Genomic DNA, 24935 nt, shown 5'->3' with positions numbered 1-24935 from the left:
CTGAGTCCTGTACAATACAGGATTCAATCCCTTGTAGCTTAGCTCTCAAATTTGTCTAACTTTTTGGGGTCAGATCAAATTTTGTCAACTGAGATTTCTCCGACGTTTTTCCAGGTGCCGTAGCCGATTAAAGCGTCATCCCAGTTGGAGGTAATGGCGGTTAAACCATCGGAAGCATCTGCATTGCAGACGATATAGCCATGGTCATCCAGATTGATCTGAGAGATGCCGGCATCTACAAGGGAGGTATCCATATTGATGGCCAGGTGCAGATTTTTCAGGGATATGGAGAAATCACTGCTGCCGTCATCATTGTAAAGGCGATGGCCATTCATTTCCAATACAACCGATTGACCGGAACCGGTAATAGAAGCCGTATCACCGCCATTCGTATCGGCAGGAACCCGGATATCACCCTGAGCCTGAATCATCATCTGGTCACAATCGTCCGCGTCGATGGCGGTAATTAATCCCTGCAGTGTACCGTCAAAAGTAACAAATTCCGTTGTACCAAAATGAGCGGATTCAGTTGAACGTGCAGTGGATTTGCTGAAAGTGACAACGGCTGTCTGATCATTGGTGGAATAGGAAATCTTATAAAGGTCAGACTGGATACCGGCATCTTTCAATGTCTGGATGATCTGTTTTTCGTTCCAGTCACCGTTGATATCAGAAATCTCCAGTTCGGAAATTACCTGACCACCTGCATAGGTTGTCTGGGTGTGAGAGATGACGTTAAAAGTGCGTTCGCCTTCGCCATATATACCGGTATCAGCGTTTGCAGACTGTGGTGTCAGGCTAGAAACAACCGGATTAAAAACAAATGTTTGGTTTTCGCCTGAGCCAAGAAGGCTTAGATCAAAATCATACTGTGTGGTATAGAATGTATCTTTATCATCGGATGCATTCGTGCGTACACTGACGCTGGCAGTCATATCTGCCGGAGAATAAACAACACTCCATTGGGTCTCATGGGTTGCATCAATGGTATTGTCCTGATAGGCTTCGGATAACAATGCCATCGCTGCTTCTTTGGACATTGTGTAGTCGCAGTCGGATAAATGACGGATAAATCGCATATAGCGGTCAAATCCATGAAGTCCGTCATCCAAATTTTCGTCCTGTGAAGGGTAAAGCTGATAGAAATTGGTTATCTGGCGGCCGCCTTTAGTGGAATAGCTGTCGTTGAGACTGTCGTATTGAATAGATACATCGCCCTTACCAGGAGTTACTTCTATGATACCGTATTCGCCGGTTTTGTCGGCAACAAAGAAATGGAAGTTGGAATAGGTCATAGAAGTGCGGATGTTGTAATCATGCAGAAGGTAGATGGCTTCCTGCACATTGGCTGCATAGTCCAGAACAAGACGAACGAAAAGATTAGGAATGAGAGAGGAATCTTCCGGCTGGGCACCTTCGCCGTCCAGCTTCAGAACACTGATCATCATACCTTTTTCGTTCATACCGTCCATGGCCAGGTAAGGCAGTGCCATCAGCAACGGGTTATCGGAAAGATCAACACCGTCGATATCAATCCAACCGCCAGCTGCCATGGCGATGGCTTCGTAACCGTCTTTGGAATAGGTATGCATCAGGACATTTTTGGCTGACTGCAGATAGTCGTAATTGCGTGCATAAAGGATATTGTCATTGTTATCCTGTGCAACAAAGGCACTGCAGGCACCGCCGTCCCCCATGTTAATGCTGTATGAAAGATCTTTGTTGGAACTAATCAGATGAGAAACTACCCATTTGACTAAATCATTGCTGTCATGAATATTGTGGGTCAGCAACTCGGACATCTGGTAATCATACCGGTAGTCCATGGCATAAAAAGTTTTCTCTTCATTTAAGGCCCGGAGTGTTCCATCACTTTCATCGGCAGCAGCAGGCTGAGCCGGTATAAGGACAAATAGCATGCAGAGTGTCAGCAAAAATGCCAGTGCTTTTCTTTTCATTTTCATAAACAAATCCCCCTTTTTGATAAGCCGAAAGGTTACTTGAGCATATAAGCTTTCAGTTGTCCGCGGCTGTCTATATTCAGTTTATTGAATACAGATGATAAATGTTGTTTGACGGTTCGAACAGTCATGGTCATATAATCTGCAATCTCCGTATTGGTCCATCCGCGATTGGCCAGCATGGCGATGGTGAATTCGGTGGTTGTCAGATTATCGGCGATATCCTCTTTTGTAACCGGATTGTGGATACGCCGCCATCCATAACTGAATTGATAAGTAATCTGAATGATTTTCTTGTAATCCTCAGGATAATCATTCTTCATACATGTTTCGATGAGACCCTGTAATAGTCCATGATGTTCCCCGATTCCTTCAATCAGACCATCGGGCTGTGCAAGCTGCCAGGCAGACATAAAATATTTTCTGGCCAGATCCGGCTGCCTTAAATTCATGGCATCCATGGCACCCATGAGATTTAGATAGATCATGGCAATCGGATAGATTTCTGTACTGAGCATCAGGCAGGTCTGCACAATACCCAGGGATTTCTCATATTCCTGAGCCAGGTAAGCTTCATGGGCAAGAACATAGCAGCCCCAGAGCCGCATGCCCTTTGGCAGTTCTGTCAGATAGTCTGAAAGAGGCGGAATCTTGCCTACCGGCAAATGAAGCAGTGTCTGGGCTGCCATGGCAACAAAAATGCTCATGGCAGTTGTCCGACGGTCGCTGTTGTCGGCAATCATCTGGTTTAAATGGATTTTCAGGTTTCTTAGGCCGCCCTTTGCCGCATTGATCCGGTTTAAAGAAAGATTGGCAAAGGTATGGATCAGGCAGGCTGAAAGCCGCAGCATTGGATCCGGATGATTCAGATATAATACCGTCAGATTGACAGCTTTGTCGTGCTGGCCTGTGAAATAGTAATATTCGCAATAAGCCATTTCCCGGGAAGCCGGGTTTTCTAATTGATTAACCAGCATCAGGCATTCTCCCGGTTTAAAGGAAGTGCTCATCAGCCGCATCGGAATGTGTCTTTCCATTTGCTTTTTTTGTTCCAGACCAAGGATATAATCGGTGGATACATGAAATTCAGTGGCCATTTTGATTAAAATGTCGCTGCTGATGGACTTGGTGTCTTCATTTAGAATACGACTGACCTGTGATGGGGCGATATCCAGCCGGTTGGCCAGTTCCTTTCTGGAAATGCCCCGGGCTTCACATAAAGCCTGCATACGTTTTCCGGGTGTTAAAATTAAATCTGCTTGTGGTTTCATAAGGGCGTCCCCCTTTTTATGTACATAAATTTAAGTTGGGTATCTACTTATTTAACAACATGATTATACCACGGATAAATGTTTTCAACATCGTCCGATTTTTCAGAAAAATGGTAATTTTTAAAGCTTTTTTCTGAACTTTTGCGTGTTTGCAATTGCATATTTGCAAACGAAAATCCCCTTTAATGAGTTGGCACAGATTGCATTAAAGGGGATTTTGAAAGTATTATTTTCGTCGGTTTTCAAAGTAGATAAAATGATCAATGGCATCTAGAATATCTTTAAAATTATCTCTTGGGGCGATATCTATGTAGCGGGTCAGGAGATCGTTTTCACAGTCCTTGTATCGTCCATAAAATGTATCATAAAGATTGTGGCCACGCATATGAATGCGGATATCTTCCATATGCTGACGGACATCTTCTGGAGAAGTCAGATCGTGACCGATGGCTGCCACCAGCTTTTCGCCGCTGGAAAGTCGATACAGATATTCCCGCCATTTTTCGTAAAACATGTCATAGAAAGCTTCAGGGCTTGGAACGATGCCGAGTTGTGCCATGACTTCCGGATTGAAAAAGTAGTTTTCAAAGGAGTAATATTTCAGAATCAGGACATTTTTCTCTGTCACTCTCGGTAAATGATCAACATCGCTGATATTGCGCTCATCATAATAGCGGCAGAGCTGGTGTTTCAGCATATCTGCATCTTTGCCGTCGCCATCCCGGATCATCAGGAAGTTATCTTTCAGATAAATCTGGTTGATATATTTCAGGTTGGCGTAGGTCTTGATATTGGTGCAGCTGTTGGTGGTGATGATGGCCACACGGGAAGGTTTTCCTTCATCATCGTATATCTCGGAGTAATATTTGTGCAGCAGCAGCGGCAAGCGGCTTTTGTCTTGGCGGCCTTCGACAATAAAAACAAAATCTACATTCATCAGGTCGTTGGCGCTGTATCCCAGGTCATTGAGGATCACGCTGATATCGGTATGTTCACGGACAGTGGAATAGCCATTTTCATCCAGAACCACCTGCCGAATCTGACGGCTGTTGAAATTGGGCAGCAGATTTGGTGAATGGGTGGAAAAAATCACCTGATTTTTGCGGGACAGCCGGAAAAGCAGGTCACCGGACAGCTTTTGAAGCTTTGGATGGAGGAAAAGCTCCGGTTCTTCTACCATAATAATACCGGGTGTTGGTGTGTCATCTTCTGCATAGGTTTCAAGCAGGGAGAGCATATAGATGCTGCGCATGCCTTTGCCCATATGTTCAATAGGATGAAGGTTTTTCTGCTTGTCATCGGCGATTTCAGCTGTAACGGAAAGCATCTGTTCAATATCACGGTTCATGGAATAAATGATTTCGTGCTGACCACCGTTTTTTCTGTAGTTGGCATTGACCCTGCGGGAAAAATCATCCAGATTCAGCTGGTAAAGCTTATAGTCCAGAAGCTTGGCGGCTTCAAAAGCATTCAGTTCCGGTGGTGTTTTCTGGTTAATCAGGCCGATGCAGGAAAAACAATGAGTACATGGCTTGGCAGAATCGAACAGGCAGCAGCCTGAACGCATTTGCTTTAACAGGCTGTCTTCCTGCATAAGCAGCAGATCATCCTGAAATTGTCTAAGATTGCGCTGAGGATCAAGATAGTAGACCGGCGGCAGCAGGCGGGGAATCCAGATATTATTCTTCTGGTAACCATCGCTGTAACGGGTTTTGCCATCCCGATTGGCAATAAATGTGAAAGAAAGGGCGTGTTCTGTCTCATCATAGGATGGCAGTTTTTTCTTGAAGTCCTGAAACCATTTATCAAATCGGCGGTAGGTGCTGATTTTGCCGGCATGATGAAGTATTTGCAGATCATTGTCGTTCAAAATCAGACAGAGGGAGATCTCGATATTGGCGTAATCCTCCTGAAAATCATCCATTTCAATGGCACAATTGCCAGTGACAACACGGATGGCGTCGAGAATGGCAGTTTTGCCGGTATTGTTCTTGCCCACGAGGATCAGGGCATTTTCAATATCAGTCATCCGCAGATCACTGATAGATTTATAATTTTGGATCCTAAGTTCTTTGAGACGCAAGGCAGTCAGTCCTTTCCATAATTTATACTATAAGAATATCATACAAAGGACTGAAGAGGGATATAAAAATACCCTTTAGAGCTGTGTTTCTAAAGGGCTGGGCCGGTTTGCGGCTGTATAGATCTTAATTAATGTTCAAGAAAGGATACAAAGGATGCTTTCTTGTCAATCTGTTCACCAACCAGTGCAACACCTTTCCCCATAGTAAAGGCAGCCAGCACAGTGCCGATGCCAAGGCCGGAGATATGACCAAGGAAGAAGAAGGTCATGCAGGTTGTGATGGCAAGGCAGGTGACGTCATAGCTGATTTTTACTCTGGAGTACGGCTGCTTTGTGATATCCATAAGTTCACGCGGAAAAAGGTCTGTTGGGATAATCGGCAGTTGGCATCGGTTGGAAAGTGCAATGCCGAAGCAAAGGATGAGATAGCTCAGCACAAAATAGAAGATTCTCAGCGGAAAGTTTAAAGGCAGCTGATTGATCCAGAGTTCATGAACGTCCATCATCTCACCAAAGGCAAATCCGACAACAAAACTGAATAAATAAGCCGGAACAAATTTGCGGCGCATGAGCATAAGAGCACAGATCAGCAATCCCTGGAAAATATAAGTCCATGTGCCCAGGGAAAGTTTTGGCAGTACCAGATTAAAGGCATAGGGAACGCTTGAAATAGCCGATATACCGGAACCTGAATGTAGCATCAGAAGGACACCGAGACTGTTGATGACGACGACAAGCACCAGAGCCAATTCGCCTCTTAGTACGGCTTTATTATCATTCGTTGACATAAAAATCACTCTTTTCTGAAATAGTAAAAAATAAAAGTGCCGGAAACACCAGAGCAATTATATACCTATTTTATTGCGTTATCAAGATAAAATTCATCCTAAGATGTAACCAGTTTTGCATAGATGTCAGTGAATATTGAAAATTACTTCTTCAGATTGTTTTTATGAGAGAAAAGTTAGGTTGTAGTTACTCTTAAAATGTGGTACAACAATAGTATGAGTTAACAGGGCGCAGATTGCTGTGACAGGTGATGAAAAGACAGCAGTGAAAAGGAAAGGAAACAGAGAATATGAAGAAGATTCTGGTTGTGGGGAGTTTGAACATGGATATGGTTCTTTCTGTGGATCATCATCCGGTACCGGGGGAGACGATCATCGGGGATAGACTTTCATACCATTCCGGTGGGAAGGGAGCTAATCAGGCGTATGCTGTCGGTAAGCTGGGCGGTGATGTGAGAATGATCGGATGTGTCGGTTGGGATGATAACGGCATGATCCTGATAGAGAATCTGGCGCAGGCTGGAGTGGATACAACAACGATTGAACGTGTACCGGAAGAACCAACGGGAATGGCGATTATCGATGTGGATAAAAAGGGAGAGAATAGTATTGTCGTTATATCAGGGGCCAATGCATGTCTGACACCTTCGCTGCTTCATAAGCAAAAGACATCTGTAGAATGGAGCGATTTTATCATGACACAGTTGGAGACGCCGATGGACACGGTATTGGAACTGGCCAGAATGGCTAAGGAAGCAGGCAAATGCATGATTCTGGATCCGTCTCCTGCCAGAGCAGACCTGCCGGAAGAAATTTTTCCGTTAATTGATATTATTAAACCGAATAAAAAAGAATTGAGCATTTTAACAGGCATGCCGACCGGAACAGATGAAGAAATTGAAGCGGCTGCGGATGCTCTGCTTACCAAAGGGGTTTCAAAGGTAGTTGTATCTCTTGGGGCAAGAGGGGCGATGCTGGCAGATGGCAGTGATAAGCTTTTCTTTGAAGCCCAGGCTGTAAAGCCTGTTGATACAACGGCAGCGGGTGCCGCATTTACGGCAGCTATGGTCAATGGGCTGGCCCAGGGAATGGGGATCATCCAAGCCATTCGTCTGGCAAATGGGGTTGCCTCTATTGTTGTGACGCGACATGGGGCGCAGACATCCATTCCGGATCGAGAAGAGGTCGGTGATTTAATAAGAAATTATTGATCCTTGCCGAGATGTGCTAATTTGTGGGCATCAAGGATTTCAATTGTACCCCGGGAAAGCTGTACCAGGCCTTCGTTCTGAAAATAGCGGAGCATTCTGGTGACTACTTCTCTGGCGGTGCCCATATGATTGGCGATTTTTTCATGGGTGATTTTTAACAGAGGAGTGTTTTCAATGGCACTCTCCTGAATAAGGAAATCAGCAAGTCGCTTGTCGAAGCTTTTCCATATGATCTGTTCCATCAGCCACATGACCTCGGAGAAACGGCTGCTGAGGACGTCATTGGTATAGTTGGCCAGGGCTGCGGATTCTTCCATGACAGCTTTATAGACATTCGGCGGGATCAGCCAGAAATCCGTATCTTTTTCTGCTTCGATGATGGTATCAAATTGAATACTCGGCATCATGCATGAAGCGGAAAACAGGCATAGATCCCTGTCAAATAAACGAAACAGACTGATTTCACGGCCTTCATCGGAAATTATATAGGCGCGAAGCTGACCGGAATGAATCAGTAAAACACCGACACAGTCCAGGGAACCATTGTGAATGATGGTTCCTTTTTTGGCGTACTCATAGCGGACTGTATTGGCAAGTTTTTCTTGCTGGTGGGGGGTTAATTTATCCCATACAGGAAAAAAATCCTGAAATTCTTTTGAAATCAAAGTATATCCTCCTAGTCTGTTCTTCAAGAGATAAATTTCCTGAATACATAGCGAAAGTTGTTTTCAGTATAAAGAAATTTATGATAGAAGTCAATTGACTTTGGTGATAAAGTCACGGAAGAGATTTGAATAAAAGGGTATACTAAAGTCACAATCAAACAAAAACAAAAGGAGATCAAAAATATGATGAAAGAATTGAATAAAAATAGTTTAGAAAAGTATGCAGCAGATGGTAAAATGGTTTTAGTTGAGTTTAGTGCACCATGGTGTGTATATTGCAGAAGGCTGGCACCGGCGATGGAGAAGGTTGCAGAGGAGTATAAGGATATTTTGACGGTGGGCACTGTGAATATCGATAATGAGCCGGAGCTGGCAAGAGGAGAGAAGATCGAAGTTGTGCCGACACTGGTGCTTTATAAGAATGGACAGGCAGTGGATTCGATTGCAGGACCGGGATCCAAGGCGGCGGTTGAGGCTTTTATTCAAAAAAACAGTTAAATCGGCGGTGGAAGGAAAGCAGTTGACAGGAGATGTCAGGAGCATGGAAAAATCAGCAGAGAGCATAATAAGGAATGGAGGAGCGGGATGAGACATTTATATGATATGATCATTATTGGCGGCGGACCGGGCGGATATACGGCAGCATTGTATGCTGCCAGAGCCGGTCTGGACACACTGGTACTTGAAAAATTATCAGCAGGCGGACAGATGGCACTGACAATGCAGATTGACAATTATCCGGGATTTGATGAAACGATCGATGGTTTTACATTGGGCGAAAGGATGCAGCGGGAGGCAGAGCGCTTCGGGGCAAAAACAGAAATTGCTGAGGTTGATGGTGCCCATTTGCAGGGACCGATAAAGACTGTCCATACAAGTGAAGGTATTTTTGAGGCGAAAACGGTGGTGCTGGCGATGGGGGCCGGACCGAGAAAGCTGGGATTGAAAGACGAAGTCAAATATGAGGGGCATGGTCTTCATTATTGTGCAGCCTGCGACGGCATGTTTTACAAAGGAAAAACAGTCGTTGTAGTTGGCGGCGGCAATAGTGCGGCAGCAGATGCGCTGCTGCTGTCCAGAATCTGTGAAAAAGTGATTGTTGTGCACCGCAGAGACAGCCTGAGAGCGACGAAAGTATATCATGAACCGTTGATGCAGGCAGAGAATATTGAATTTCAATGGAACCAGATCATATCGGATGTAATTGGCAAGAATGGGCGTGTTGAGGGAATACGATTAAAGGATGTGAAAAACGGCACAGAGAAAGAGATAGCCTGCGATGGTGTTTTTGTCAGTGTGGGAAGAAAACCTGCTTCGCGAATGATTGAAAGTCAGGTGACATTGGACGATCAAGGCTATATTATAGCAGATGAGTCAACAAGGACCAATTTGCCGGGGGTTTTTGCGGTAGGAGATATCCGCACAAAAGCACTGCGTCAGATTGTGACGGCTGCGGCGGATGGCGCCAATGCTGCGTATTATGCAGAAGAATATATGAACAGATGGGAGGGGTGAGATTTCACGCCTCCCGAAATTTTTTTAAATAAAGATGACAAGACAGTTGTCAAACTGCTGTAAATATGATAAAACAATAGCGTTGAGTATTTGTCCGACTGTAGGGTATTAATTTTTAAATAGCTGAATAAAAGAGAATATGCATTTGAGAAGCGATAGATGAGTCGGTATTTTTAGGAGGAAGATTGAAAATGAAAAAGATAATGGCGTTATTGTGTACAGTTGCCATGAGTGTGGGACTGTTGGCAGGCTGCGGTTCCTCATCAGGGGATAATCAGAGTGTATCAGGTTCTGACAACACCGGAAACGGCGGTAAGGTTGTCATGTTAGCCTGTGAACCGGAAGTTCCCGCAGAGAAAGAAGCATGGGAAGAAGTGGCTGCTGATTTCGAGAAAGAAACCGGTATTCAGGTAGAGCTTCGCTTCCAGGGAACATGGAGTGATATTCCGCAGACACTTCAGCAGAGCAAGCTGGCAGGTGACCAGATTGACATCGTCCGTGTCGGCATTGGTACCATCAGTTCAACGCTGGGGGCAGCAGGCGGCGTGAAGGATCTGACTGATCTGGCGTCACCACTGTTGGACCGCTATTCAGACGGCATGATCGACAACTGTTATATCGGAGGTCATCTCTGGGCACTTCCGTATTATGATGCATCATCATATATGTGTCTGTACAATAAAACATTATTTGATGAAATGGGCCTTCAGGCTCCGCAAACATGGGATGAGCTTGTGAGTGTTTCCAAAGCTTTGTCTGAGAAAGATGGCGTGATGCCGATAATCTTCCAGGGAAAAGACGGTTGGGCATGGCCGATGATGTATACAGAGACTTATAATCAGACCACAGGCAACAAATCTGTTGCAGCTGTACAGTCTTTTCTGGAGGGTGAGAGCTCTTTTGTATCGGATGCTTCTGTACAGGCATTTGATCTGGTTAAGAAATTCTATGATGAGAATGTTTTAACACAGGCCAGCCTGGATACAGATGATGAGGGTATGATTGCTACATTTGCACAGGGTAAAGCAGGCATGCTTTTTGCGGGTACATGGGATTACGAAACACTGAAGGATTCCTGTGATTTTGAGATTGGTGCTTTTCAGTTTCCAGTAATGGTGGACGGTTCTCATTCTGAAAATGGCTATGGTGTTGGCGATTATGCATTGGCTATTCCAAGTTTTGCATCTGATGATAATCTGGAAAATACCATGCGTTTTCTTGAATATATTACCCGTCAGGACAATGCACAGAAGATTCTCGGCACATCAACTATGATCTATGAAGTCTTAAAAGGCGTTTCCACAGAATCAGATGATGTGACAAAATTCCTTAACAGTCAGATTGCGGGCAATTCCTCAGAATATCTTGACTGGCTCTGGCCTTCAGAGGTTAATGATGCCCTCAGTACAGCCATTGTATCTGTTATCAGCGGTGAGATGAGCAGTCAGGATGCGGCACAGTATGTACAGGATGCCTACACAAAGGTGTGCGAGGAAAAGGATTATACATATGCATGGTGGGAAAGCTGGACACAGGAGCAGTGGGACGCAGTGACACCGACAAAAATTCCTGATCTGACACAGTATATGCAGTAGACTGCAAAACAGACAGTAATAAAGTAAAGGTTTAAACAGTAAGCCAAAGTCGACATTCAGGAGGCTTTGGCTTATGCTGCGGAAATAATAAAGAGAAGCCGTTGGGCTCTCATAAATAGGAGATATGGAAGATGAGAAAGAAAAAAATAGACGCATTTCCGTATCTGATGTGTCTGGCGGCAGTGGTGCTGTTCACACTTTTTGTGGTGCTGCCATTTGCCGTTGGCGTTTATACAAGCTTCTTTAAATGGGACGGCTTCTCAGATATGAAATTTAATGGTCTGAAGAATTATCTTTATGTTTTTCAGGATGATATTTACTGGAAAGCAATCAAAAACACATTTGTTTATGCTATTCTTGTAACGGTATTGAAAAATGTGATTGCATTTTTTCTGGCATCCATTCTTGTCAAAAACTTTTTTGGCAGAACATTTTTCAGAACAGCTATCTATATACCGGTAACATTGTCGTATATTGTTATTGGTATTTTGTGGGTCTGGATTTACAATCCGACCTTTGGCCTGCTGAACAGTTTTCTGTCAGCTGTGGGACTGGATCAACTGATTCTGGGATGGCTCAGTGATGCGAGGGTTGCACTGTTTGCCATTATAGCGGTGGATGTCTGGAAATGGATCGGGTATCATATGGTGCTTTATATTGCAGGTCTGCAGGCGGTGCCGAAGGATCTGTATGAGGCAGCAGAGATTGATGGTGCGGGACCATTGGCAAAATTGCGTTATGTGACACTGCCAATGATCAATTCCACAATTGTGATCAATGTGCTGATGAGCATTACGGGTGCTTTTGTGGCAAACTACGATATTGTTTATATTATGACGGACGGAGGCCCTTACCACAGCACAGAAGTATCTTTGACATATATTATGAAAACGGCGTTTACGGATTATAATTTCGGCAAAGCGAATGCCATGAGTGTAATATTGTTTCTGATGGTGCTTGTCTTTGGCTTTATTCAGCTGAAATTTATGTCACATGAAGATGTCTATGATTAGGAGGATGGGTATGAAGAAGAAAATCTCGATTTATCATATTGTTTGTGCTGTTATCCTTCTGATTATGGTGATCATCTGTATTTATCCGATTGTGTGGATGTTTTTTGGTTCGATGAAGGATAAAGCAGAATTTTATACGAATATCTGGGGGCTGCCAAAGCAGATTCATTTGGATAATTACATAGCTGCCTGGAAGAATGCGGATCTTGGCAGACGTTTTATCAATAGTCTGATCGTGACGCTGGGGTCTATGTGTATTATGATTCCGGTCACCAGCTGTGCGGCTTATGCGGTTGCAAGATTGAATTTCAAAGGCAAAAATCTGATCTATATGTATTTACTGTTGGGGATCATGATTCCGGCAGGTGTTCTGGGAATTCCGACATTTACGGTAGCAATGAAGATGGGACTTCTGAATTCCCATTTTGGGCTGATGCTGATCTATGCAGCACAGAATATTGCTATGGGGATGTTTATCATGAGAGGTTTTTTCATCTCTCTGCCCAGGGAACTGGAAGAGGCAGCAATGATAGATGGATGTTCCCGTTTCGGATGTTTTGTCCGTATTATTGTTCCGCTGGCGCGTGCCGGTGTGGCAACTCAGGTGATATTTAATGGTCTGACAATCTGGAATGATTATTTTATGGCCAATATCATGATTACGAAGGATGAGCTTCGGACGCTGCCATTGTCTATTGCTAATTTTGTAGGCAAACATTCCACGAATTATCCGGAGCTATTTGCTATGCTGACCATGGCAACGATACCGGTGATTATTGTCTTTGTATTGTCACAGAAGAGCTTTATTGAAGGTGTGGCTGCAGGCGCAGTCAAAGGTTAAACAGGGAGGATTACTGATATGTTTGAAGAAAATTATCTGTTTCATGTGCCGGAACAGAAGCGTATAAAAGTGATTCTGGATTCAGATGTACGAAATGAAGTAGATGATCAGTTTGCCATTATGCATGCGCTGATGACACCAAAGTTTGATGTCAGAGGCGTAATCGCAGCTCATTTTGGACATGACCGTATTCAGAATTCTATGGAGGCCAGTTACGAGGAGCTGAAACAGGTATTGCGTCATGCAGGGCTTGAAGGCAAAGTCCGGATTGCAAAGGGAAGTCAAAGGGCGCTTCAGGTAAAAGAAAAAGGCTATTTTGGTGATATTCCGGCTTATGACAATGAAGGTGTGCGGCTGATCATTGATGAGGCCATGGACCTTGCACCGGGAGAAAAGTTATATATCGGTGTTCTGGGTCCCATGACGGATATTGCCAGTGCATTAATGCTGGAGCCTGCCATTGCTTCAAGAATTATTATTGTATGGAATGGCGGCAACATTTATCCAAACGGCGGAATGGAATTTAATCTGGTGAATGATATCACTGCAGCGAATATTGTGTTAAGATCCAGTGCTGAAATCTGGCAGATTCCGACAAAGGTTTATGCCAAACCGAGGGCAGGTCTGGCAGAGCTTCAGCTGAAAGTCCGACCATGTGGTGAAATCGGCAGATTCCTGTTTGATGAGGTGGTCAGTTTCTTTGAGGAAATGAAGGAATATCCGGGATGGCCAAGGGCAGAATCTCTGGATATCTGCGATCTGACGGTGATCGGGTTGATGATGGAGGAACATAATTACTGCTATCACTGGCAGCAGGCACCACACATCGGAGAAGACATGTATTATCGTGAAAATCACGAAAACAGGCCAATTCGGGTTTATGATGATATTGACGGACGCTATATACTGGAGGATTTTTTCAGTAAATTGCAGATTAATTACGGAAAGTAGTATTTGGAAAAGGCTAATTTGTATAAAAATAAAAAAAACTGCCAAAATGGTAGTTTTTTTTATTTTACAGGCGTATAATTGAAATGTTTTGCGCAAGAGACCGTGAAATTAAGAGAGAGAGGTAAAAATGGAAAAATTAAAACCAATGTTGTGGTCCGTAATGAAGGGCTACACGAAAGAACAGCTGGTCAAAGATATTGTGGCCGGCATTATTGTGGCAATCATTGCACTGCCGTTGTCGATTGCCCTGGCCCTGGCTTCAGGGGTGACGCCTGAGCGCGGTATTTATACGGCAATTACAGCCGGATTTGTTATTTCATTTCTTGGCGGAAGCCGTGTGCAGATTGCAGGACCGACAGCCGCATTTGCGACAATTGTTGCCGGTATAGCCGCGGAAAATGGTATAGAAGGACTGGCACTGGCAACGGTGATGGCCGGTATTATCCTGATCATTATGGGTGTCTGTCGAATGGGAAGCCTGATTAAATATATTCCATATACGATCACGACAGGTTTTACAGCCGGTATTGCCGTTACGATTTTTATTGGGCAGATCAAAGATTTTCTTGGTCTGACAGTTGTTTCGGAAGAACCGTTGATCGAGACAATGGACAAATTAATGGGGGATATTCGTTTTATCAGCACCATTAATGTACAGGCAGTCATCGTTGGAGCGGTATGTCTGGCGATTCTGATTGTCTGGCCGATGATCAATGAGACTATTCCACCGTCACTTCTGGCAGTTATCGCCGGTATTGCTATGGTGAAGGGTTTACATATGCCGGTGAATACAATCGGTGATTTATATACAATTTCCAATGCGCTGCCGGCACTGACGGTACCGGTGTTTAATTTTGATATGATTCAGAAGCTGCTTCCGGATGCATTTACCATTGCCATCCTGGCTGCGATCGAATCCTTATTGTCATGTGTCGTTGCAGATGGTATGATTAACTCAAAGCATCGTTCCAATACAGAACTGGTAGCCCAGGGCGCGGGCAATATCGTTTCTGCATTATTTGGCGGTATCCCTGCCACAGGTGCCATTGCCCGTACAGCAGCCAATATCAAGAATGGCGGACGTACACCGATTGCAGGTATGGTTCATGCAGTTGTACTTCTGTTGATTCTTGTTGTGCTGATGCCTTATGCGGCACTGATTCCAATGCCGACGATTGCAGCGATTTTGTTTATGGTAGCCTATAATATGAGCGGTTGGCGTAAATTTGTATATTTGCTGAAAACAGCGCCAAAGAGTGATATAATAGTGCTTGTATTGACTTTTGGCCTGACAGTTGTATTTGATCTTGTTGTTGCCATTGAGGTTAATGTGGTACTTGCTGCAATGCTGTTTATGAAGCGCATGAGTGAGGAGACGGCTGTTGAAGGCTGGAAATATGTTGAAAGTGATGACGATGATCCTGACAGTATTAACTTGAGGGATGTAGCCAAAAATATTCGTGTTTATGAGTTAAGTGGTCCGTTATTCTTCGGTGCTGCAGATAAGATTGCTGAGATTCATGCGAAAGATTTCAATAATTGTCTGATTTTGCGTATGCGAAGCGTGAATGCTATTGATGCAACAGCGATGCATGCACTGGAACTGCTTTGGGAGAAATGTCAGAAGAAGAATGTGACGCTGATCTTTTCTCATGTGAATGAACAGCCGATGTCAGCAATGAAGAAATCGGGACTTTATGATAAGGTCGGTGCTGAAAACTTCTGTGCACATATTGATGATGCACTGGCAAGAGGTGCTGAGCTTGGAGAATCCCGACAGTAAAAGCCGATATTTGTTTATGATTGTTATTATTTGGTGCAGCCGGAAAACTTGCGGCTGGATAATAACTGGAAATTTTTAGAAAAGGATGGGGCAGATATGGGAAAATTAATAATACCTGAAAATTATCGTTCTTGCCTGAGCAGTTATGAGACTCAGGAAGCAATCGGTATGATCAAGATCCTGATGCAGAAGAAATTATGTATGGCGTTAAAGCTGAAACGTGTGACCGCACCGTTATTTGTTGATCCGGCTTCCGGTCTGAACGATGATCTGAATGGCGTGGAGCGACCGGTATCCTTTGATATTCCGGATGCACATATGGAAGCCCAGGTTGTACATTCTCTTGCAAAATGGAAACGTATGGCACTTTATAATTATGATTTTCCTGTAGGCAAAGGTCTGCTGTGTGATATGAATGCTATTCGTCGTGACGAAGAACTGGACAATCTGCATTCCGCTTATGTGGATCAGTGGGACTGGGAAAAAGTTATCACAGAAGAGGATAGAAATTTCGATTATCTGAAGACCACTGTGAACCGTATTGTGGAATCCATCTGCAATACCCTGGATGAAGTGAAATATCAGTATGAACATCTGCATACAGAACTCTGCAGAGAAGTTTCCTTTATCACATCTCAGGAACTGGAAGATATGTATCCGGATCTGACACCGAAGGAAAGAGAGAATGCCTATGCCAGAGAGAAGAAGACGATCTTTATTATGCAGATCGGTGATCTTCTGAAATCCGGCGAACGCCATGACGGCCGTGCACCGGACTATGATGACTGGCAGTTAAACGGTGACCTGCTGTTCTGGCATGAACCATTACAGTGTGCATTGGAAGTATCCTCCATGGGTATCCGTGTTGATGCGAAGTCCCTTGATGAACAGCTAACCAAGGCCGGCTGTGATGAGAGACGTAAGCTGCCGTTCCATCAGCTGCTGTTGGCCAACAGACTGCCTCTGACAATCGGCGGCGGTATTGGCCAGTCCAGAATCTGTATGCTGCTGCTTCAGAAAGCCCATGTGGGTGAAGTTCAGGCATCTGTCTGGGACAAGGAGACACTGCAGCAGTGTGAATCTGCCGGTATCGAAATTCTGTAATTTCTTAATGAGTAGATTGGCTTCAGGAACTTTGAAGTCTAACCATAAAAATAACGTTCTGCACTCCGCTGCGCTTAGGCGCAGGAAGTTGTTGCAGAACGTTATTTTTGTGTTTGGGACTAGTACATCGTTTTCGAAACAAATACACCATTCACTTGCCTGCGAATCCGATTGGTATAGTTATTTACGAAACGATGTACTAGGAAAGGCTGAGAGCCAATCTACTCATTAAGCTAAAAATCAGAGAATTTCGATACATCATAAAGTAAAAATCAGATGTTTTGGGGTGGAAAATGGAGATATATATAAATTGCTGGATGAATCAATCTATTGTATAATGACAGTAAGTGAGTGTTCGAACAAATTATGATGTATTTGAGAAACAAGGAGAGATTACATGCCGTTATTAGAAGAAAAAATTTATACGATAGAGGCTATTTATGCATTGCCAGAAGGTAAGAGAGCAGAACTTATTGATGGTAAGATTTATTATATGGCTCCGCCCAGCAGAAAGCATCAGGATATTTCGGGGGAATTATATGCGGATATTAAAAGTTATATCCGTTCCCATGGTGGAGACTGTAAGGTTTATGCGGCTCCTTTTGCGGTATATCTGGATGAAGCAACGAATACATATGTTGAGCCGGACATATCTGTTATCTGTAATCCTGATAAGTTAGATGATAAGGGGTGTACAGGGGCACCGGATTGGATTATTGAGATTGTTTCCCCTGCCAGCAGAAGAATGGATTATTATACGAAATTGTTTAAATACAGAACAGCCGGTGTTCGAGAGTATTGGATTATTGATGCGGCAAAGAATCAGATTGTGGTATATGATTTTGTCAATGGTGATATGGCGCAGTACACATTGCAGGACTCTGTTAAGGTAGGAATTTACGAAGACTGCGTGATTGATTTCGGGAGTATGGATTTTTAAACAGGCGCATTTTGCGTATTGAGAAAGCTAAAGGAATTGAAACAAGTATGGTAAATCAGACAAAACAAGCTTTGGAGGCATCATTAAAGCACTTGCTTTTACAGAAGCCTCTGGACAAGATTACAATCAGCGATCTGACGAAGGACTGCGGCATCAGCCGAATGGCGTTTTACTATCATTTTAAGGATATATATGATTTGGTGGAGTGGTCCTGCCTGGAGGATGCTACCCGGGCATTGGCGGGCAAGAAGACTTACAGTACATGGACAGAAGGATTGCTGCAGATTTTCGAAGTTGTTTATGAGAACAAGCCGTTTATTATGAATGCTTACCGCTGCATTAGCAGGGAACAGATTGAGAATTTTCTGTTTCAGTTGACTTCGGATTTGATCATGGGGGTTGTTAAAGAGCAGGAGCAGGCTGTGAATACGACAATACCTGATAAAGATAAGCGTTTTATTGCAGATTTTTATAAATACAGTTTTGTGGGCATTATGCTGGACTGGATTAAGCAGGGCATGAAAGAGGATTACGGGGAAATTGCCAGAATGATCGCGATCACACTGCACGGCGGCATTGCGAATTCCATCAGGAACTTTACAAAAGCGGAGGAATGATAAGTTTTTTATCATTTCTCTTTTTTTGTAAATTGAAAAAAGACAAAATCGGTCATACTATATAGGCATCACTTAATAACAGATGAAAGACATCCAATATCGGTTGTACACTGTACCAAACGCAACAGAGTGTCAATGTGCAGCTATTTGAAGAAAGGTGGTTATCTATATGGCTAAAAAGAAATTAACATTAGGTATGGCAGCGGCTGCGGTAGCAGGCACAGCGGTTTATGTGGCGAAGAAGTCTCAGGATAAGAAGAATCAGAACGGTACATCACAGAACGACATCCGGGATAAGGCAAATTCTGGTTGGTCATTGACACAGCATAAAATAAATTCAGGTTGGACATTTAATAAGAAAGACGACAGGAATTCAGCAGTCAACAATAGTTACCGCAATACAGAGCGCGGCAAATATGAGAAAAACAGCAAGGGCATTTATTATACCAATGGTAATTATGAAGCTTTTGCCAGACCGGAAAAGCCGGAGGGTGTGGAGGAAAAGCATGCCTATATCGTAGGCAGTGGTCTTGCTTCTCTGGCAGCGGCATGTTTTCTTGTTCGTGACGGACAGATGCCGGGAGAGCATATTCATATTCTTGAAGCTATGGATATTGCAGGCGGGGCCTGTGACGGTATCTTCGACCCGAGCCGTGGCTATATCATGCGTGGCGGTCGTGAAATGGAGAATCATTTCGAATGTTTATGGGATTTGTTCCACAGTATTCCATCCCTTGAAATTCCGGGAGCATCTGTACTGGATGAATTTTATTGGCTGAATAAGCATGATCCGAACTATTCGCTTTGCAGAGCAACGGTGAATCGGGGCAAAGATGCCCATACAGATGGCAAATTTAATCTCAGCCAGAAGGGTTGCATGGAAATCATGAAGTTGTTCATGATGAAGGATGAAGACCTTTACGATAAAACCATTGAAGATGTTTTCGATGATGAAGTCTTCAATTCAACATTCTGGATGTACTGGCGCACCATGTTTGCTTTCGAAAACTGGCATAGCGCACTGGAAATGAAGCTGTATTTCCAGAGATTTATTCATCATATTGCCGGTCTGCCGGATTTCAGTGCTTTGAAATTCACAAGATACAATCAGTATGAATCTCTGATCCTGCCAATGCAGAAATATCTTGAAGATGCCGGGGTTGATTTCCAGTTTAATACAGAAGTGACGAATGTTGTCTTCAAGTTTGAGAATGGAAAGAAGATTGCGTCTCTGATCGAGTGCAAAGTCAATGGCAAGGAAAACGGCATTATGCTGACAGAAAACGACCTTGTATTTGTTACAAACGGCAGCTGTACAGAGGGAACGATTTACGGCGATCAGAATCATGCGCCGAATGGTGATGCGGAAGTCAGAACAAGCGGTGTCTGGAGCCTCTGGAAAAATATTGCCAGACAGGACCCGTCCTTCGGACATCCGGAGAAATTCTGCTCAGATGTGGCCAAGACAAACTGGGAGTCCGCAACTGTCACAACACTGGATGATAAGATTATTCCTTATATTACCAACATCTGCAAACGTGATCCGAGAACAGGCAATGTCGTTACAGGAGGCATCGTCAGCTGTCAGGATTCCAGTTGGCTTCTGAGCTGGACCATTAACAGACAGGGACAGTTTAAAGAGCAGGACAAAGATAAAGTCTGCGTATGGGTGTATGGCCTGTTTACAGATGTACCGGGTGATTTTATTAAGAAACCGATGAAGGATTGTACAGGTAGGGAAATCACAGCAGAATGGCTGTATCATCTGGGCGTTCCGGAAGATCAGATTATGGATCTGGCAGAAAACAGTGCGATTTGCGTTCCGACCATGATGCCTTATATCACTGCATTCTTCATGCCGAGAGCAAAAGGTGACAGACCGGATGTTATCCCGGATGGCTGCGTGAACTTTGCATTCCTTGGACAGTTTGCAGAAACACCGAGAGATACGGTTTTCACCACAGAATATTCCGTACGTACAGCGATGGAAGCCGTGTATGGTCTGCTGGGTGTAGATAGAGGTGTACCGGAGGTCTGGGGTAGTGTTTATGATATCAGAGAACTACTCGACAGCACCGTGAAACTCATGGACGGCAAATCGCCATTGGATATTGAACTTCCTGGACCGCTGAATCTGGTGAAGAAGCCTCTTTTGAAGATGATTCATGGAACGGTGGTTGAGAAAGTACTGGAAGATTATGATATTATTCGGAAATAGTGAATGATGTAATAAAAAAGGCTATCGCTTAACGGTTTCAATCGTTAAGCGATAGCCTTTTTTGTAGGAGATTGCTTAATCGCGTTCTCTATAGCGATTGCAATCTCTGAGTTTATCCGGGTCTTCCAGTGTATGATACCATGTACAGCTCCATTTCCAGCTGCAACCAGAAGGTTCACCGTATTCACAATCTTTACATCTTCCGTAGTTTTCCATAATAAATACCTCCATTTGATTAAAATAATATTTTCTTGCAATCATTTGGGATTGCTTTGTTTTGATGATTTAAGTATATCAGAAGTTCTTTTGAGAGGTGTTCCCGAACCGTGAAAAAATCGGGGTTAAATTTAGTCTCTGTACTGGGCTTCAAAGCGGAATGTGACCATTGGTGTATGGGTGAAATCACCATGATCAAACACATTCAGCTCTGTGATATTGGTTGAGATATTCGACCAGTTAAACTGGCAAAGCATTTCTCGCTTGACAGCTTCCGGTGTTGTAAAGCCTGTTGCCTGTTTTCTTTTGATGTAATCAGTATATCAGAGGCCTTTAAGGGAGTTGTGCCCGGATGGTGAAAAAATCGCAGTCAGCATTTGGAGAAGGAGACGCCTTTACGGGAGGTGCTTTTTATCAGCAAATCTTAATGGGAACATAATTGAATAGACATGTTTAGTATGCTAAAATAATAGCGATCACGAAATACAAAGTGGGAGGATACTATTAAGAAAAGGGGCGTTGCAGATGGGTAAAGTGCGTTTGAACGAAGATCGTGAAATCGTTGCGAGAGTCAAGGAAGGTCTGAAACGGAAAGAAGGTTACTGCCCGTGCAGACTGGAGGTCAAACCGGAGTATAAGTGTATTTGTGATGAATTCAAAGCACAGATTCAGGATCCGGATTTTGAGGGCTATTGTCATTGTCAGCTTTATTATAAAGAGAAATAATTGTCACCGTGAGTCATTTGCAGATAAGATGGCAAATAACACTTGCCAGAACGGCAACAGTTAAGGATGTAAGAAAATCCATGACAGACACCGCCTTATAATTTAACCCCAAAAGGAGGTAAAACTTTGAAAGTTTTAGTTTATAGAAAATGCAGTACATGTCTGAAAGCTTTGAAATGGCTTGAGGTCAATCAGGTTGTTTTTGATGAAAGGCCAATTAAAGAGGAGAATCCGTCTTACGAGGAATTGAAAGCCTGGTATGAAATGAGTGGCCTGCCGCTGAAAAAATTCTTTAATACCAGCGGGATATTGTACAAACAAATGAATCTGAAGGACAAGCTGAAAGAAATGTCTGAGGATGAACAGCTGAAGCTTCTGGCAACAGATGGTATGCTGGTGAAGCGGCCGCTGGTCATTGGGGACGATTTCGTACTGACGGGATTCAAAGAGAAAGAGTGGGAAGACAAAATCAATGGTTAGAAAAATTACAAAGGATATATTTTTCCTGGGCCAGAAATCAGAACCGGCGACAGAGGCTGATATTCAGATCGGCCGTGATTTGCAGGACACATTAAAATCCCATCGTGCGGAATGTGTTGGCATGGCAGCAAACATGATAGGGATAAAAAAGAATGTCATTATTGTGAATATGGGAATTGTTGATTTGGTGATGTTTAATCCGGTATTATTGAAGAAAAGTGGTCCTTATGAGACGGAAGAGGGCTGTTTGTCATTGACAGGTGTGAGGAAGACGACAAGATACAGAGAAATCGAAGTGGAGTACAGAGATATGAGCTGGACAGTGCGCCGCCAGAAACTCAGTGGTTGGACGGCACAAATCTGTCAGCATGAGATGGATCATTTAAAAGGAATTATTATTTAAATAGTACTAAAGATATTTGCTTACAGAAGAAAAGGCTGCCCGGTGGCAGCCTTTTGTGAGAGATTGTCTTAATCGCGTTCTTTATAGCGATTACAATCTCTGAGTTTATCCGGGTCTTCCAGTGTGTGATACCATGTACAGCTCCATTTCCAGCTGCAACCAGAAGGTTCACCGTATTCACAATTTTTACATCTTCCATAGTTTTCCATAATAAATTCCTCCATTTAATTAAAATCATATTTTTGCAATCATTTTTGGATTGCTTCGTTTTGATATAATCAGTATACCAGAAGCTTTTTTGGGGCGAGTCCCGGAGTGAGCAAAAACTGCAATTACGAGATGGAGGATCAATAGAGATATGGGAAAAGTACGACTGAATGAAAAAGAAAAGTAGTTTCGGTGATCGAATCATTTATTATGAAAGCACAGGTGAGATAATATAGATACGAATGAGACACAATGGGATAAATTGTTGAAAATAAAAACTTCGGGACGCGATGATTCACGTTCGGATCAGTACCGATACCCTTATGAGCCGACGCCGTATTCGGTACTGGAGCGATTGGCAGGCAACGGCTATATACGGAAAAGTAATTGCCTGCTGGATTATGGGTGCGGAAAAGGGCGTGTGGACTTTTTTCTGTCCTACCAGACAAGATGTCGTTCCGTCGGTGTGGAATATGATAGCAGAATATATGAAACAGTCTGCGAAAACAAACGCCATGCCGTATCAGGCAGCCGGACGGAATTCGTCATGGGGAATGCTGAGAACTACGTTGTACCTGCAGAGGTGGACAGAGTATTTTTCTTCAATCCTTTTTCAGTAGAGATTCTTCGAAAAGTTCTGGCAAAAATTGAAGATTCCTACTATGAAAATCCCCGTGAGATACAGTTGTTCTTCTATTATCCGTCAGATGAGTATATCAGTGAACTGATGACAGTGGATATGCTTTCCTTTGTGGATGAGATAGACTGCCGGGACTTGTTTGATGGGGAGAACCCAAGGGAGAGGATTATGGTGTTCGCATATTAAGGAGCTATTGAATTCAAGTCGAGCGGCCGCGAGACTTGGCGCGTGATTCTGTTCAGCGTAAGCTGACATATTCTTTACAGAATCACTGCGCATCCTCGCGGAGCGTTTATCTCAGTCGGAGATTGGACTCCCACGGAGACAAATTTGCTGTTACTTACCACCTGAAAGAGGTGGGAGTCTTCTCGACTGAGATAAAATTAATAGCATCGGAACAACTAAGTGAAGCCATACTTTGTATAATGAAAGTATACTTAGTTGTAAGATAGACTTATACAGAAGATTTTTTGTGAAGTCTATTGACATTATAAGAAATGAATGTTATAGTACAAATAGAACAAAAAGCGTTGAAGAGGATACGACTATGGCCGTGTCCTCTATTAACATGATGCGTTCAGAATAGAAGAAGTTCAGAAAGGTCTTATAAAGACGGAGGTGGACAGTGATGGCTAAGAGAGATTATTATGAAGTTCTTGGTATAGATAAAAAAGCAGACGACAAGGCGATTAAGCGTGCATATAGAAAACTGGCGAAGAAGTATCATCCGGATACGAATCCGGGGGATAAGCAGGCAGAGCAGAAGTTTAAGGAAGTCACAGAAGCCTATAATGTTCTCGGTGATGAGAAGAAGAGAAAACTGTATGATCAGTATGGGTTTGCAGCCTTTGAAGAAGGTGCAGCAGGCGGCGCTTACGGCGGTGCAGGTGCAGGCAGCGGCTTTGGCGGTTTCCAGGGCGGTTTCGGCGGCAATGGCGGTTATCAGGAGTTCCATTTTAAGGGTGGCCAGAATGGTAATATGGATGATATCTTTGGAGATATTTTCGGGGATATGTTCCACGGCAGAAGCAGCGGTTTCGGCGGTCAGGGATTCAAGCAGAGCTACGGCAGCGGCTTTGGCGGTAGAAGTTTCAAGAGCAAAGGACAGGATCTTCATGCCGAGATCCGAGTCAGCTTTGAAGATGCAGCCTTTGGCTGTGAGAAAGTGATTAATTTAAGCAGTGGGCAGGGTGCTCCGGCTCAGAGCCTGAAGGTGCGTGTACCGGCAGGCATTGAGGATGGCAAGAGTATCCGTCTTCGCGGCAAAGGCGGTCTGGGTATGAATGGCGGCGAAGCAGGCGATCTGCTTCTGAAGATCCATGTAGATGAGAAGCCGGGATATGAACGAAAGGGCATGGATGTCTATACAACAATTTCTGTTCCGTTTACAACGGCTGTTTTTGGCGGTGAGGCCATTGTGAATACTCTGAAGGGCAGTGTGAAATGCAAGATTCCTGCCGGTATTCAGTCCGGCAGCAAGATCAGACTCCGTGGCAAAGGCATTGTTTCCATGAAGGATCCGTCTGTTCATGGTGATATGTATGCAGCTGTTCAGATTCAGGTTCCGCGTAATCTGAGTCCGGAAGCAAAGCAGAAACTTCGTGAGTTTGAGAAAATTGTTGCGGCATAAAATGCTTGAAGTGATAGACAGCAAATAATACGGTGTGCTGCAGATTGAAACGGTAAATCGTAGTGCAAACAGAGTAA

At 43.7% G+C, this 24935-nt stretch carries 24 protein-coding genes; 17 read left to right on the top strand and 7 right to left on the bottom strand.

The genetic code is table 11. The features are described from left to right. Positions 1 to 74 precede the first annotated feature (74 nt). The 4 genes from HED67_RS09395 to HED67_RS09380 form a co-directional block, all read right to left on the bottom strand. Positions 75 to 1964 (bottom strand): carcinine hydrolase/isopenicillin-N N-acyltransferase family protein, encoded by a 1890-nt coding sequence (locus HED67_RS09395; RefSeq protein WP_221718127.1) that lies wholly within the window; start codon positions 1962 to 1964, stop codon positions 75 to 77. 32 nt (positions 1965 to 1996) lie between these two features. Next, positions 1997 to 3232 (bottom strand): helix-turn-helix domain-containing protein, encoded by a 1236-nt coding sequence (locus tag HED67_RS09390; protein WP_221718126.1) that lies wholly within the window; start codon positions 3230 to 3232, stop codon positions 1997 to 1999. 226 nt (positions 3233 to 3458) lie between these two features. Next, complete coding sequence (locus HED67_RS09385) at positions 3459 to 5315, bottom strand: ATP-dependent nuclease (protein WP_178440669.1); 1857 nt, start codon at positions 5313 to 5315, stop codon at positions 3459 to 3461. Between the two features lie 128 nt (positions 5316 to 5443). Further along, a complete protein-coding gene (locus HED67_RS09380) occupies positions 5444 to 6103 on the bottom strand; it encodes a DUF6198 family protein (RefSeq protein ID WP_221718125.1) in 660 nt (219 codons plus the stop codon). A 290-nt stretch (positions 6104 to 6393) separates the two neighbouring features. Between HED67_RS09380 and rbsK the strand changes: the two genes are divergently transcribed. After that, the gene (gene rbsK, locus HED67_RS09375) at positions 6394 to 7314 is read left to right on the top strand and encodes a ribokinase (protein WP_178440666.1); all 921 of its coding nucleotides are present in this window, start codon (positions 6394 to 6396) and stop codon (positions 7312 to 7314) included. On the opposite strand, the gene HED67_RS09370 is transcribed toward rbsK, so the two are convergent. Beyond that, positions 7308 to 7979, bottom strand: coding sequence for a Crp/Fnr family transcriptional regulator (locus HED67_RS09370; RefSeq protein WP_178440664.1), 672 nt, complete (start codon positions 7977 to 7979; stop codon positions 7308 to 7310). The two genes, rbsK and HED67_RS09370, sit on opposite strands and share 7 nt — an antisense overlap. A 129-nt stretch (positions 7980 to 8108) precedes the next feature. Here HED67_RS09370 and HED67_RS17070 point away from each other — a divergent pair, with 129 nt between their 5' ends. From HED67_RS17070 to HED67_RS09320, 11 genes are all read left to right on the top strand, one after another. Next, a complete protein-coding gene (locus tag HED67_RS17070) occupies positions 8109 to 8477 on the top strand; it encodes a thioredoxin family protein (RefSeq protein ID WP_331467095.1) in 369 nt (122 codons plus the stop codon). Between the two features lie 87 nt (positions 8478 to 8564). Then, positions 8565 to 9494, top strand: coding sequence for a thioredoxin-disulfide reductase (trxB, locus tag HED67_RS09365; RefSeq protein WP_246612173.1), 930 nt, complete (start codon positions 8565 to 8567; stop codon positions 9492 to 9494). A 191-nt stretch (positions 9495 to 9685) separates the two neighbouring features. Continuing rightward, complete coding sequence (locus HED67_RS09360) at positions 9686 to 11089, top strand: ABC transporter substrate-binding protein (RefSeq protein WP_221718124.1); 1404 nt, start codon at positions 9686 to 9688, stop codon at positions 11087 to 11089. Positions 11090 to 11220: 131 nt separating this feature from the next. Further along, the gene (locus HED67_RS09355) at positions 11221 to 12102 is read left to right on the top strand and encodes a carbohydrate ABC transporter permease (protein WP_221718123.1); all 882 of its coding nucleotides are present in this window, start codon (positions 11221 to 11223) and stop codon (positions 12100 to 12102) included. Positions 12103 to 12112: 10 nt separating this feature from the next. Continuing rightward, complete coding sequence (locus tag HED67_RS09350) at positions 12113 to 12943, top strand: carbohydrate ABC transporter permease (RefSeq protein WP_178440657.1); 831 nt, start codon at positions 12113 to 12115, stop codon at positions 12941 to 12943. Between the two features lie 18 nt (positions 12944 to 12961). Then, complete coding sequence (locus tag HED67_RS09345; protein WP_178440655.1) at positions 12962 to 13894, top strand: nucleoside hydrolase; 933 nt, start codon at positions 12962 to 12964, stop codon at positions 13892 to 13894. Between the two features lie 127 nt (positions 13895 to 14021). Next, complete coding sequence (locus HED67_RS09340; protein ID WP_221718122.1) at positions 14022 to 15677, top strand: SulP family inorganic anion transporter; 1656 nt, start codon at positions 14022 to 14024, stop codon at positions 15675 to 15677. Positions 15678 to 15773: 96 nt separating this feature from the next. After that, positions 15774 to 16781 carry an aspartate--ammonia ligase gene (gene asnA / locus HED67_RS09335; protein ID WP_178440651.1) on the top strand — a complete coding sequence of 336 codons (1008 nt, stop codon included), beginning with the start codon at positions 15774 to 15776 and terminating at the stop codon, positions 16779 to 16781. A gap of 397 nt (positions 16782 to 17178) precedes the next feature. Further along, entirely contained in the window at positions 17179 to 17721 is a 543-nt protein-coding gene (locus HED67_RS09330) for a Uma2 family endonuclease (RefSeq protein ID WP_221718121.1), read from the top strand. Between the two features lie 47 nt (positions 17722 to 17768). Continuing rightward, positions 17769 to 18338: a TetR/AcrR family transcriptional regulator gene (locus HED67_RS09325; protein WP_178440690.1), complete on the top strand. Its 570-nt coding sequence runs from the start codon at positions 17769 to 17771 to the stop codon at positions 18336 to 18338. Between the two features lie 169 nt (positions 18339 to 18507). Then, positions 18508 to 20556 (top strand): oleate hydratase, encoded by a 2049-nt coding sequence (locus HED67_RS09320; RefSeq protein ID WP_221718120.1) that lies wholly within the window; start codon positions 18508 to 18510, stop codon positions 20554 to 20556. A gap of 75 nt (positions 20557 to 20631) precedes the next feature. Here HED67_RS09320 and HED67_RS09315 read toward each other — a convergent pair whose 3' ends face one another. Next, complete coding sequence (locus tag HED67_RS09315) at positions 20632 to 20772, bottom strand: hypothetical protein (protein WP_178440645.1); 141 nt, start codon at positions 20770 to 20772, stop codon at positions 20632 to 20634. A gap of 525 nt (positions 20773 to 21297) precedes the next feature. Between HED67_RS09315 and HED67_RS09310 the strand changes: the two genes are divergently transcribed. The 3 genes from HED67_RS09310 (at position 21298) to HED67_RS09300 (ending at position 22381) form a co-directional block, all read left to right on the top strand. After that, positions 21298 to 21498, top strand: a complete 201-nt coding sequence (locus HED67_RS09310) for a ferredoxin thioredoxin reductase catalytic beta chain (RefSeq protein WP_221718119.1) — start codon at positions 21298 to 21300, stop codon at positions 21496 to 21498. Positions 21499 to 21624: 126 nt separating this feature from the next. Next, the gene (locus HED67_RS09305; protein ID WP_208728736.1) at positions 21625 to 21978 is read left to right on the top strand and encodes an arsenate reductase family protein; all 354 of its coding nucleotides are present in this window, start codon (positions 21625 to 21627) and stop codon (positions 21976 to 21978) included. Next, complete coding sequence (locus HED67_RS09300) at positions 21971 to 22381, top strand: peptide deformylase (RefSeq protein ID WP_221718118.1); 411 nt, start codon at positions 21971 to 21973, stop codon at positions 22379 to 22381. Before HED67_RS09305 ends, HED67_RS09300 begins: the two co-directional genes overlap by 8 nt. A gap of 68 nt (positions 22382 to 22449) precedes the next feature. Here HED67_RS09300 and HED67_RS09295 read toward each other — a convergent pair whose 3' ends face one another. After that, complete coding sequence (locus HED67_RS09295; protein ID WP_178440639.1) at positions 22450 to 22590, bottom strand: hypothetical protein; 141 nt, start codon at positions 22588 to 22590, stop codon at positions 22450 to 22452. Between the two features lie 263 nt (positions 22591 to 22853). Between HED67_RS09295 and HED67_RS09290 the strand changes: the two genes are divergently transcribed. Together HED67_RS09290 and HED67_RS09285 are read left to right on the top strand one after the other, a co-directional pair. After that, entirely contained in the window at positions 22854 to 23414 is a 561-nt protein-coding gene (locus HED67_RS09290; protein ID WP_246612172.1) for a class I SAM-dependent methyltransferase, read from the top strand. A gap of 442 nt (positions 23415 to 23856) precedes the next feature. Continuing rightward, entirely contained in the window at positions 23857 to 24858 is a 1002-nt protein-coding gene (locus HED67_RS09285) for a DnaJ C-terminal domain-containing protein (RefSeq protein WP_221718117.1), read from the top strand. Positions 24859 to 24935: the final 77 nt, after the last annotated feature.

Source organism: Pseudocoprococcus catus (assembly GCF_019734885.1).
GTDB lineage: Bacteria > Bacillota > Clostridia > Lachnospirales > Lachnospiraceae > Coprococcus_A > Coprococcus_A catus.
The sequence above is the reverse complement of the archived record's forward strand: the minus strand, read 5'-3'. Positions and strand labels throughout refer to the sequence as shown.